Below are 11,993 nucleotides of genomic sequence, written 5' to 3'. Positions count from 1 at the left end.
AGTTTTGAAAAGTGCAGATAACAGTTGAGAAAATAGGGAAAAAATTTGTCAAGGAGTGGATTATTCGAAATGCGAGCTTCGCTTTGCAAGCTGGGCAACAATATGTTTTTGTCGGTCCTAATGGAAGTGGAAAATCGACATTACTGCAACTGCTAACCGGCATGGTGCCTGTTTCTGAGGGCATTATTACTTACACGAATTTGCAGGGAAAGGAAGTGGAAGTTGATGATTGGTATAAACATCTGGTGATCGCCGCGCCTTATCTTGAATTGATTGAAGAATTTACACTTCGTGAGCTCATTGAATTTCACAGCAAGTTTAAGCCATTCAAAAACGGATTGTCGTTCAAAGATTTTGAGGAATTTATCCAACTCCCGCATGCGAGCAACAAAACCATCCGCCACTTTTCCTCAGGAATGAAACAGCGGGTGAAATTAGGCCTTGCGTTTATGTCCGACGTTCCCATTATTTTCCTGGATGAACCGACGACAAATCTGGATGTTCAGGGCATCAATTGGTATCTCGATCATGTGGTGCATCACACACAGAATCAGCTTGTTTTGCTCGGTTCTAATGTGCAGCAGGAATATGAATTTTGTAAAAATATCATTTCGGTTTCTGCGTTCAAATAGAAACACAGCGGAGCATTTTATGCGGAGAACTTTACGTGCTACAATCTTAATTTCCCTCTTCTTTTCTTGCTTCGCCGCTCATTCTGTCGCGGCAGGAATGCATTTTATTGAAAACCGCGGTCAGTGGGATTCCGACATTCTTTTCCGCACAGAAATCCCCGGAGGCTTCCTTTTCCTGAAAAAGCAATCGCTCGTTTATGTGTTATATGATGCCAAGCAAGTTTCGGCCAACCATGGCAAGCAACGTGCGGTGTCAGCTGCGGCACGAGCCAATGATTCAAACATTGCCGCGCATGGCGTGGAAGTTAAGTTTGAAGGAGCTTCACTCGATGTAAAACATGCCGGAAAGCTTCCCGTCGAGACACGTTTCAATTATTTTTTGGGGAAAGAAGAAAGCCGTTGGGCTGGCGGTGTGAAGGGTTTTGAAGAAGTTATTTACCAAAATCTTTATCCTGGAATTGATATGCGCGTTTATTTGCACCAGATGACGCTTAAATACGAGTTCATCGTGCATCCGCAGGCCGATCCTTCCCTTATCCGAATGAAATACAATGGTGCTGAAAAAGTTAGCATTAACGAAACCGGACAAATCGTTGTAAAAACAAGCATTGGGCAGTTTAAAGAAGCAGAGCCATATTCATTTCAAAAGGCCAATGCGAGAACGACGGAAGTGTCGTCCAAATTCGTGTTATCGGCAGACAATGTGGCCACATTTGACATTCCAAAAGCTTATAACAAGTCAGAAAATCTCACCATTGACCCGGAATTGATTTTTTCAACTTATTCCGGCTCGGTTGCTGACAACTGGGGGCACACGGCCACTTACGATGACGAGGGCAATTTATATTCCGGCGGAACTGTTTTTGGAGCTAATTTTCCTGCAACGGTCGGAGCATTCCAGACTAAATTTGAAGGCTTGGTTGACGTTTCGATCATGAAATTCACACCCGACGGAAGCAAACTTGTATACGCAACATTCATCGGCGGCAGCCACGTCGACATCCCAAGCAGCTTAATCGTCAACAGCAAGAAGGAATTATTAATTCTTGGCACGACGTCTTCCAAAAATTTCCCGATCCGGACCGGCGCATTTCAAACTGCATTCGGTGGCGGAACGAAGGTTATTCCCATTTCAGGACTAGATCTTGAAAACGGCGGCGATATTTTTATCTCCAAACTGAGCCTGGACGGCAAGCAGCTCACTGCATCAACATTCGTCGGCGGAAACGGAAATGATGGCGTGAGTATGACGGACAATGTAGTGATCAAAAACTATGGAGATAGTTTCAGGGGAGAGATCGGCGTAGACAAAGATGATAATGTGCTGGTTGTTTCTTCAACCAATTCAACCAATTTTCCTGTCAAAAACCCGGTGCAGGATAAAATGGCGGGCATGCAGGATGGCGTTGTTTTTAAATTAAATGCCACGCTCAATGCTTTGCTTTGGAGCACATATATTGGCGGAAATCAATGGGATGCTGCAAATTCTTTAAAGCTGTCGGCGAATGGCGATATTTACGTAGCTGGCATCACACAGAGCGCCAAACTCCCTACGAATGCAACCGCTTATCAGAAAGATCTAAGCGGGACGGAAGATGGTTTTGTTGTGCATTATGCCAATGATAAATTATCAGGCGCAACTTATTTGGGCACAGCAAATCAGGATGGCGCTTACTTATTGGACCTTGACCAAAGTAACAATGTATATGTTTACGGCCTCACAAACGGCGCTTACCCTGTAAGCCAGGGCGTTTACCAGAATGCGAAAAGCGGGCAGTTCGTGCATGCATTGGACGCAAATTTGTCCAAAACAGTTTTTTCCACCGTTATCGGGTCGGGCCGGGGCGTTCCGGACATTTCACCGACGGCTTTTCTGGTGAGCGAATGCGGAAATATTTATCTGGCAGGATGGGGAGGCAGTGTGAATGCTTCCACCGGAAACAACACAAGCAGCACCACACGTGGTCTCGTCGTGACGGATGACGCGATTCAGTCTTTGACCAATGGAAACAATTTTTACATTGCCATTTTAGAACAGGGAGCAAAATCACTTTTATATGCCACCTATTTCGGCAGCCGCGACCGATCAGGCACAGTTCAGGGCGACCACGTGGATGGGGGAACAAGCCGTTTTGACAAAAATGGGACAATATATCACGCAACTTGTGCCTGCGGAGGCAGCGGGTTTCCGGTTACACCACAAGCTTGGTCCAAGACAAACAACAGCGATAATTGTAACAATGCCGCGTTCAAAATAGACATTGATCGTCTTAAAGCTGATTTTGATGTGTATTCCGGAAGCACCAAAGATGTGTTGCGCGGTTGCGCGCCGCTGTCGCTTTCATTTGTCAACACCAGCGAAGGTGGCGTCGATTACATTTGGGACGTGGGCGGAAATACGTTTTCGCGGGAAGAAGACCAGTCGGAATATATTTTTACAAAACCGGGTGAATACACTATTACTTTAAAGGCATACAATCGTCTAAGTTGTAAAAGAGTGGATGTTGCGCAAAAAAAGATCATCGTAGAAACGCTGAACAGTAAAATTAAAGCGGACACGACTGTTTGTGAAAACACGAAATTGCAGCTTTGGGCGTCCGGAGGAACACAATATAAATGGTCGCCGACCACCGGAATCGATAATGCGACGAGCGCAATGCCATTTGTCACTGTGCAGGAAACTTCCGAGTATTCAGTTGAGATCAGCAATGCGAGCGGTTGTAAAGTGACTGAAAATGTGAAAGTTGCGGTTGATAAGAAGTCAGATTTCGTTGATATGCCGGATGTGGAGATTTGTCCGGGAGCGACGGTTGTGCTGAGCGTTTCGGGAGACGGAACGCAATATCGCTGGCTGGCGAATGAAGGATTGGAAGAAACAATTGGCAAGTCAGTCACGGTGAAACCAGAGAAAACAACGACTTACCGCATCGAAGGCGTTTACGCAGACGGCTGCCGACCATTTCGGGAGATTACGGTTAAGGTTGACAGATCTTTTGAGCCGATTTTCGAAATAACGCAATCGGGAGGAGCTTGTAATGCGCCGTTTAGTTATTCCATGGACAACAAAACGCAGAATGCGACGCGTTATGAGTGGAACCTGGGCACAGGCAACCCTGTAACAGAACCGAACATTAATGAATATATTTACGAAACGCCCGGCGAATACACGGTTACACTAACCGCTTATAACAAAGCTGGTTGCGCAATTTCGGCCTCCAAAAAAGTAACGGCTGCGCCGCCGTTCACGCTGGCCAACGTGATCACGCCAAATGGTGACGGGAAAAATGATTTGTTCGTCGTGCCTGTTTTGCCAGCGTCTTTGGAAGTTTTCAATCGTTGGGGCAAATCTGTTTTCAAGACCACGGATTACAAAAATGATTGGGGCAAAGGCATTGGCAATGGGACGTATTTTTATGTTGTTGACACGCCGCAGGGCAATCATTGCAAAGGTTGGGTCGAAGTTTTGGAATAACTATTTTACACTTAAACACATATTGACATGAAAAATGTAATGATGCTGATGATGCTTGTAATGGGCACATTGGCTGCGCAGGCTCAGACTAACAATCATTTTGGCAAGGAAATTACGGAGCTAGAAGCCATTAAGGCAAGCGCTTTGCCTGAAAGGATGGGTGATAAAACGGAGATGGCTGCCAAAGTGAGCGGTGAAGTAGAATCCGTGTGTCAGGTGAAAGGTTGCTGGATGCTTGTGAAACTTGACAATGGAGAAACGATGCGCGTGCTGTTCAAGGATTACGGATTCTTTGTTCCAAAAGACATTACAGGCAAAACGGTTGTTTTTGAAGGACAGGCGCAGAAGAAAACAATTCCTGTCGAGCATTTACAACATTATGCCAAAGATGCGGGGCAAAGCAAAGAGGAGATCGCAAAAATCACCGAGCCTAAGGACGAGCTGACCTTTATTGCAGATGGCGTGATCGTCAAATAATTCTTTTCTTCAAAGTAAGAAATAAGCGAATGGGCACTTTTGGAAATATCCAAAGTGTCCATTTTTCTTTTTTATGAAGTTCAAAACTGCCTCTGTTTGTCTAGGGTTACTCCTCTCTTTTCAGCTAACATTTGCACAAACTGCCAGGATAAACTGGTGGAACCCGCAGACGGCAACATTTCCGGTTCTGGAAGGGCAAGCTTGGCCTAAGGAAGTGAAGAATTCATATGACAGGTTGCCAGCTCGCGCCGAAAAGCAGGTTAGGGAGCAGGTTTGGGGCTTATCAAACCAATCCGCGGGATTAATGCTTCGGTTCCGGGCCAATGCTTCTGAAATAAGCGTTCGATATGTCGTCAATGGAAAGCACGCACTGCCGCATATGCCGGCGACGGGTGTGAGCGGCGTGGACCTTTACGCGATTTCCAGCGATGGCGACTGGCGCTGGTGTGCAGGGAAATATGCTTTTGGTGATACGATTACGTACACATTTAAAGGCCTGGAACCCAATGATTTTTATCACAAAAGAGGGCGCGAATACAGGCTTTATCTTCCTTTATACAATAGTGTCAAATGGCTGGAAATCGGAACGCCGGACGGAACTGAGTTTACGCCGCTCGCCACCAGACCTGACAAACCTATCGTTATTTACGGCACATCCATCGCACACGGCGCTTGCGCGTCGCGTCCAGGATTGGCGTGGACGGCGATTTTGGGAAGAAAACTGGATCATCCGCTTGTTAACCTCGGATTTTCGGGAAACGGGCGCCTTGAAGAGGAAGTGGTGCGCATTGTATCAGAAATTGACGCCAAAATATTTGTGCTCGATTGTTTGCCAAACCTCACCATTCGCCCGGATTCAAAACTTGGCCTGACCATTGAAGACGTAAAAAGCCGGATTCTTGCCACCACGCGAACGCTCCGTAAGCAGCATCCAAAAACGCCCATTGTGCTCGCATCGCACGCGGGTTACACGGATGAGGACATTAATCCGCAAAGCAAACATTTTTACAGCGAAGTAAATGAGACATTGAAAGAAGCATTTGCGCAGTTAAAATCGGAAGGCATTCAGGAATTGTATATCATTCCGAAAGCGGATTTCGGGCAAGATATTGAAACAACAGTCGACGGCACGCATCCGAATGACCTCGGAATGATGCGTTATGCGGAAGGATATGAAATGCACTTGCGCCAGATCTTGCACGAATATAAAGGGACAGTTTCAACGACGCAGCCGGTGATTCAAATGCGGGAACCTAACAATTACGATTGGGAAGCGAGGCATCGGGAAATTTTAGATCTTAACAAGAAAAATGCGCCTGAAACTGTCATAATCGGCAATTCCATCACACATTTCTGGGGCGGACTTCCGAAAGGACCGCGCGCGAATGGAGCCGACTCCTGGGACAATACATTTGGTAAAAACGCAAGGAACATGGGTTACGGTTGGGACCGCATTGAGAATGTCTTATGGCGCATTAACCACGGAGAACTGGACGGGTTTGCGGCTAAACAGATTTTTGTAAACATTGGCACCAACAACTTGCAATTGAATTCGGATGACGAAATCCTGGAAGGCTGGCGCGTGCTGATCGGCGCGATTAGATTCCATCAGCCCAATGCGCAAATCACCATGTTAGGCATTTATCCAAGAAGGCAGCAGGAGGGAAGAGTGGCATTGATCAATGAAAAATTGGCGCAATTAACCGGCGAGACGAATGTTAATTATCTGGATCCGGGACGAGTATTTTTGCAAAAAGACGGAAAGATAGACGAGTCGTTTTTCTCGGACGGTCTGCATCCCAACGCGAGAGGTTACAAATTGTTGGGCGATGCCATTAAGCCATTTGTGAAATAACGTCGGTTCACAAAATGATTCCTATCCCGAACAGAATCACAAAAAGCAATGTGGAAAGTGCCATTTGTTTCAGGTAAGGATCCAGTTCGCTCGCTTTTTTCAACCTCGAAATCGCGAGTCCGTTTTTAATGAATAGCGGAAAGCTGAGCAAAAATATAAGGCTGGTGTAGCCTGAGAAATGTTGCATGGTGTAAACCAGAACACAGAGCATTCCAATAATTAAGATTGTCCAGTGGTAAGCAATCGCCTTCTCGCGCCCCAATCGCACCGGAATCGAGTTTTTGCCGGTTGCTCTGTCGGATTCAATGTCGCGAATGTTGTTAATGTTTAAAACACCAACCGCGAAAAGTCCGCAGCTTGACGCGGGCAAAAGTAACCCCCAATCCCAGACATGCGTGTGCAAATAACTGCTGCCCAACACACCGACCCATCCAAAAAAAATCAACACCGACAAATCGCCCAGACCAACGTAACCATAAGGCCGTTTTCCAGCCGTGTATGTAATGGCGGCAATAATGCAGGCAATGCCAATGCCAAGAAAAACCCAGAAGGTGTTGGCAGGAGCGCCTTTCAATGCAATAATTAAAAGCGAAATCCCGGAAATCAATGCTAAAATGGAAAACAAAATGATGGCCTTTAACATTGTTGCAGCATGAATGTGCCCGGAATGCACCGCCCTACGTGGTCCTTCGCGTAATTCGGTGTCTTTGCCGTTCACTGCGTCACCATAGTCGTTGGCAAAGTTGGAAAGGACTTGCAGTAAAATCGTCGTTAAAACGCTTAATCCCGCAACTGGCCAGCTAAATGTGCCATTCGACGCCGCCAAAAAGCAGCCCATTAAAATACAAGAAAGCGCAAGGGGCAATGTGCGGGGGCGGGCTGCTTCAATCCAGGGATTCATTCAATGTTGGGTAAAATCAGGCCTGCGTTTTCTGCTCGGCCCAGTTTATTATTTTTTCTGCAAGCTCCAAACCTTCATTTGAAACGCCTGCACTTAAATTTCCATCATAACTCATGGCCAAGTGTAAGGTATCGTAAGCAGCCAGAAAATAGGACAGGATCTTTTTGTCCGTTATAGATAATTCCCTCTGATACCATTCAACGCTCTTCCTTGTTCGGGTCTTTTTTTCTCCTAAAACACTGTCTAAGGCAACCAAAACGCCAGCATAAGCCGTGTGGCCAGCCATTTTTACGTATTTACGATCTTTGTAAACACCGTTTTCCTTTACCGCCTTTTCTCTTAAAATCTCTTTGGCGTTAGAAATGTAGCGCTTTGCTTCTGTAATGTTGTTCATGTTAGTGTTGTGTAAGTGATTAGTAAAATTTCAGGCTGCAAACGTTTTGCAGCCTGAAAGTAAGGAAGCTTTTATTAAATGCCAACCGCAGTCAAAAACTCAGGATCAGTTGGTAATATTTTTGAAGCAAAGAAGTTGGTTAATTCACCTTTTTCGTTCACAACATATTTGCAGAAATTCCAAGTCGGCGCTTTGTCGTTCCAGCCGTTCAAGTGTTTGGATGTGAGCCACTTGTAAATTGGCGCTTGATCATCACCAACAACGGACACTTTCTCAAACATGGGAAAAGTTACGCCGTAAGTTGCTGAGCAGAATGTGGCGATTTCTTCGCTTGTGCCTGGCTCTTGTCCACCGAAATTGTTAGCAGGGAAACCCAAAACAACCACTTTGTCGCCATGCTCTTTGTTGAATTTCTCCCAGTCTGCATATTGCTTGGTATAACCGCATTTGGAAGCAACATTCAGGATTACCACTTTTTTGCCTTTGTATTTACTCAAATCAACAGTTTTGTTGCCTACCAATGACTTCACCTTGAAGTCATAAAGTGATTGTTTCGCAACAACATCAAAGTCAGGCTTTTTCGCAACTTCCGACTTGTCGGCGAAAAGGCCGGTTATCAAACTCGTGATCATAATGAATAATGTTTTTAAAAAGCTCATAATTGTAGTTTGGTTATTGGTTAGAATATGTAATTAAAAGTGAAATACAAGACATTCAATGCATTCTAGCGGCTTCTCAACTCCACATTCCCAACCACCCGGCTCACTACATTCGCTCCGGAACTTCTATGCCTAATAACCCCAAAGCCTTCTGAATTGTTTCAGAAACAGCCCCCGATAATGCAACTCTGAATTGGACTGCATCCGGGTTGGGATCAGAGAAAATAGACACTTCCGCATAGAACTGATTGTAAACTTTTGCCAGCTCAAATGCATACAACGAAATCACCGACGGAGCAAACTCATTAGCAGCCGCTTGTACACGAACCGGATATTGTGACAATGCGAAAATCAACTCCCTTTCTGCCTGATGTAACGCATAACTTACGGGTGGAATTACTGCTTGGATGCCTGCTTGTTCCGCCTTTCGCATGATTGAACGGATGCGGGCATATGTATATTGAATAAATGGTCCCGTATGCCCTTGAAAATCAATTGATTCCTCGGGATTAAAGAGCATTCTCTTTTTCGGATCAACTTTTAACAGAAAATATTTTAATGCACCAAGTGCCAGCTGATTATAAAGCTGTTTTGCCTCCGCACTGTCAAAATCATCTATTTTACCTAACTCCTGCGTTCTGTCCGCTGCTGTCTGGATCATTTGATCCACCAGATCGTCGGCATCAACGACGGTTCCTTCGCGCGATTTCATTTTTCCTGATGGCAAATCCACCATTCCGTAACTGATGTGATAACAACCGTCCGCGTACGGTCTTCCCAATTTTTTCAGGATCGCAAAAAGGACTTTGAAATGATAATCCTGCTCATTGCCCACAACCCACAAATAACGGTTGTTATGAAAGTCGCTGAATTTCAGTTCTGTCGTCCCGAGATCTTGCGTAATGTAAACCGAAGTTCCATCACCGCGTAACACGAGTTTTTCGTCCAGACCTTCTTCCGTCAAATCGATCCAAACAGAATTGTCCGGCTTTTTATAAAAAACACCTTTTTGCAAACCATCTTCAATAATGTCTTTGCCTAGCAGATAAGTGTTTGATTCATAATATGTTTTATCAAAACCAACACCGATTTTGTCGTAAGTCTGACGGAAACCTTCGTAAACCCAGCCGTTCATTTTGTGCCATAAAGCGACCGTTTCTGCATCATTACTTTCCCAAAGCAAAAGCAATTTCTGCGCTTCAAGAATCCAGGGCGCTTTCTTAGTCGCCTCATCCTCAGGTATTCCCTGCTCTTTCAGCGTAGCAATCTGCTTTTTATACTCTACGTCAAACATAACGTAATATTTCCCAGCCAGGTGGTCGCCCTTAATGCCGCTTGATTCGGGTGTTTCGCCATTTCCAAGCTCACGGTAAGCGAGCATTGATTTGCAAATGTGAATCCCGCGATCATTGACGAGGCAAGTTTTAACAACGTCATAACCGCTGGCTTTGAGGATTTTAGACAAAGATTCGCCCAGGAAATTGTTCCGCAAATGCCCCAAATGGAGCGGCTTATTGGTGTTAGGGGAAGAAAACTCCACCATAACCGATTGCCCGTTTGACGGGAAAAAACCGAAATTGGAATCGGTAAAAACGTCTGTGAACAGTTCCAACCACGTCGTATCTTTCAGACTGATGTTCAAAAAACCTTGAACAACATTGAATTTGGAAGCAACCGAAGAGTGCTCAGCGAGCTCAGTCCCGATAATCTGCCCGATATCAGCCGGTGATTTCCTTATAGACTTGGTAAGCGGAAAAGTAACAAATGTGTAAAATCCTTCAAATTCCTTTTTTGTCGGTTGTAAAATGATGTCTTCAACGGTTATATCAAAATGCTTCTGGATTGCTTTTTGAATGTCGTCCCTCAAAATTGCTTCAATCGTCATGAATGATGGGGTAATTGGAGGCGTTTTCTCAGAATCTGAGTTTCATTTCTCCAAGTTTTTATTTGAATAAAATTATTTATAATATTAATAGCAATGTTATCCTTTTTGATGCAAAATTAGGGTAAATATTGAAGCGAGTTACACCCCTGAAGGAAGAAGTTATGAATAACCATTCTTTACATTGGTCCCGGTTTTACTGGATGCTGTTTTTGAGCATAATTCCCGTTTGGGGAGCCTATGCGCAGCTACAACAGTCCGATCGTCTGGAAATTCCGGCTAACCCCACTTCAACCGAACAATTTGAGGTTTTTAGCCTGGGAGAGCAGGGTTTGCTGTCCGTTATAAGGGGAAACGAATGGTCCAATAGCAGAAATGAGCAGTGGCAATTTGTAAAATATGACAGCACGCTGAAAGTGATTTGGAAAACGACTTACAAGCTCGATTTCCGTTATATTCCGGTGATGGCTTACAAAGGTGAGGAGAGTGGTTACTGGATATTTGCAGAGCCCGACACAGACCGCTTTCTCTTCATGCAATTGAATTACAATGACGGGTCGATTGACACTTATAAAGGCAATTTGTTATCGGGTGTCGACGTCCAGCATTTCAAAGTGATCGGCAGTAAGGCGCTTGTTTCCGGATATTACAGATCCCGTCCGGTGGTAATTGTGCATTCGTTTTTTGATCACACAACGCGCGTTCTGCCCGGACTTTTTGAAAAGAACACGGAGCTTAACAATGTTGACATCAATGAGGTGGACGGTTACATTAATGTAATCACTTACGCATTCCGGAAAAAAAACTGCGTTTTTGAGATCAAAACGTACAATTACGAGGGTAAGCTGCTCAAAAAGACGACGCTTAGTGACCCAAGATATAGTTTTATTTCGGGTCAAATTGTGCCGCTGAATCCGGATGACTCTTATTTAATTGGTAATTATTCAGTTGGTTGCACGCAATATTCGCAGGGGTTATTTGTTACGCATGTGCAAGATGATGAGCCACAAGAACCGCAATTCATTGAATTTTCCGAATTGCAAAATTTCTTCAATTTTATGAAGCCCAAGCGCCGCGCGCGCATGATGGAGCGCATTGGCAAACGCAAAAGCATGGGTAAGGAAAACAAGTTTCGTTACAGGTTGCTGGTCCACGAACTGATCCAAACGGAAAATGAAATTGTGCTTGTGGCAGAAGTTTATTATCCCAATCAGAGATCAAGCAGTCCCATTGTAACAGGCGGAATTTCAAGGCCTTATATTTCACGCTCGCTGGAAGGATATCGCTATACACACGCCATTGTTTGCGGATTTGACAAGGCTGGAAAGTTTCTTTGGGACAATTGCATTACCATTAAAGATCTGACGAGTTACGATTTGCAGGAAATGGTGCAGATAACGCCTGTGGACGATTATTTTGTGCTGGCTTATCCGCAGGAAGGCGAAATTCACACCGAAGTTATCAGCCGTAATGAGGTTGTTGTGGAAAGCGAGAAATTCAAGATCACTGCCAAATCAGAAAAGGAAAAAGTGCTTAATAATGAGGATAATTATCTTTCTCCCTGGTATGGACAGTATTTTCTGGCATATGGCATGCAGCGCATAGGAACTTCCTCAGTGGGGCAGGGGCGAGAGGTTTTTTACATTAACAAGCTGACTTACAAAACGGAAGATATCGGAAAAGCCACAAAAGCGGAAGCTTCGCGACCGCGCTAACGAGGC

9 protein-coding genes are annotated in these 11,993 nt (G+C 44.8%); 5 read left to right on the top strand and 4 right to left on the bottom strand.

All coding sequences use genetic code 11. The features are described 5' to 3' along the window. Nucleotides 1-11 precede the first annotated feature (11 nt). From LZG73_RS03605 to LZG73_RS03590, 4 genes are all read left to right on the top strand, one after another. Nucleotides 12-632, top strand: a complete 621-nt coding sequence (locus tag LZG73_RS03605) for an ABC transporter ATP-binding protein (RefSeq protein ID WP_233846213.1) — start codon at nt 12-14, stop codon at nt 630-632. A 97-nt stretch (nt 633-729) separates the two neighbouring features. After that, the gene (locus LZG73_RS03600; RefSeq protein WP_233846211.1) at nt 730-4,104 is read left to right on the top strand and encodes a PKD domain-containing protein; all 3,375 of its coding nucleotides are present in this window, start codon (nt 730-732) and stop codon (nt 4,102-4,104) included. Nucleotides 4,105-4,131: 27 nt separating this feature from the next. Next, complete coding sequence (locus LZG73_RS03595) at nt 4,132-4,581, top strand: DUF4920 domain-containing protein (RefSeq protein ID WP_233846209.1); 450 nt, start codon at nt 4,132-4,134, stop codon at nt 4,579-4,581. 73 nt (nt 4,582-4,654) lie between these two features. After that, nucleotides 4,655-6,436, top strand: a complete 1,782-nt coding sequence (locus LZG73_RS03590) for an SGNH/GDSL hydrolase family protein (RefSeq protein ID WP_233846207.1) — start codon at nt 4,655-4,657, stop codon at nt 6,434-6,436. 7 nt (nt 6,437-6,443) lie between these two features. Here the strand turns inward: LZG73_RS03590 and LZG73_RS03585 are convergent, their stop codons facing one another. The 4 genes from LZG73_RS03585 to argS form a co-directional block, all read right to left on the bottom strand. After that, entirely contained in the window at nt 6,444-7,337 is an 894-nt protein-coding gene (locus LZG73_RS03585) for a 1,4-dihydroxy-2-naphthoate polyprenyltransferase (RefSeq protein WP_233846205.1), read from the bottom strand. 16 nt (nt 7,338-7,353) lie between these two features. Further along, nucleotides 7,354-7,731 (bottom strand): DUF5618 family protein, encoded by a 378-nt coding sequence (locus tag LZG73_RS03580; protein ID WP_233846203.1) that lies wholly within the window; start codon nt 7,729-7,731, stop codon nt 7,354-7,356. 74 nt (nt 7,732-7,805) lie between these two features. Further along, a complete protein-coding gene (locus LZG73_RS03575) occupies nt 7,806-8,390 on the bottom strand; it encodes a glutathione peroxidase (RefSeq protein WP_233846201.1) in 585 nt (194 codons plus the stop codon). Between the two features lie 106 nt (nt 8,391-8,496). Further along, on the bottom strand, nt 8,497-10,275 hold the full coding sequence (gene argS / locus LZG73_RS03570; protein WP_233846199.1) for an arginine--tRNA ligase: 1,779 nt from the start codon (nt 10,273-10,275) through the stop codon (nt 8,497-8,499). 161 nt (nt 10,276-10,436) lie between these two features. Between argS and LZG73_RS03565 the strand changes: the two genes are divergently transcribed. After that, nucleotides 10,437-11,987: a hypothetical protein gene (locus LZG73_RS03565; protein WP_233846197.1), complete on the top strand. Its 1,551-nt coding sequence runs from the start codon at nt 10,437-10,439 to the stop codon at nt 11,985-11,987. Nucleotides 11,988-11,993 lie beyond the last annotated feature (6 nt).

Origin of the sequence: Dyadobacter sp. CY326, from assembly GCF_021390515.1 — a bacterium.
Taxonomy (GTDB): Bacteria; Bacteroidota; Bacteroidia; order Cytophagales; family Spirosomataceae; genus Dyadobacter.
This window is presented reverse-complemented; position numbering and strand designations above follow the sequence as displayed.

What these genes read in the sequence shown, in the direction of transcription:
- LZG73_RS03590 (WP_233846207.1), top strand. Translation starts at nt 4,655, where the DNA reads ATGAAGTTCAAAACTGCCTCTGTTTGTCTAGGGTTACTCCTCTCTTTT.
- LZG73_RS03565 (WP_233846197.1), top strand. Translation starts at nt 10,437, where the DNA reads ATGAATAACCATTCTTTACATTGGTCCCGGTTTTACTGGATGCTGTTT.
- LZG73_RS03595 (WP_233846209.1), top strand. Translation starts at nt 4,132, where the DNA reads ATGAAAAATGTAATGATGCTGATGATGCTTGTAATGGGCACATTGGCT.
- argS (WP_233846199.1), bottom strand. Translation starts at nt 10,275, where the DNA reads ATGACGATTGAAGCAATTTTGAGGGACGACATTCAAAAAGCAATCCAG.
- LZG73_RS03600 (WP_233846211.1), top strand. Translation starts at nt 730, where the DNA reads ATGCATTTTATTGAAAACCGCGGTCAGTGGGATTCCGACATTCTTTTC.
- LZG73_RS03580 (WP_233846203.1), bottom strand. Translation starts at nt 7,731, where the DNA reads ATGAACAACATTACAGAAGCAAAGCGCTACATTTCTAACGCCAAAGAG.
- LZG73_RS03585 (WP_233846205.1), bottom strand. Translation starts at nt 7,337, where the DNA reads ATGAATCCCTGGATTGAAGCAGCCCGCCCCCGCACATTGCCCCTTGCG.
- LZG73_RS03575 (WP_233846201.1), bottom strand. Translation starts at nt 8,390, where the DNA reads ATGAGCTTTTTAAAAACATTATTCATTATGATCACGAGTTTGATAACC.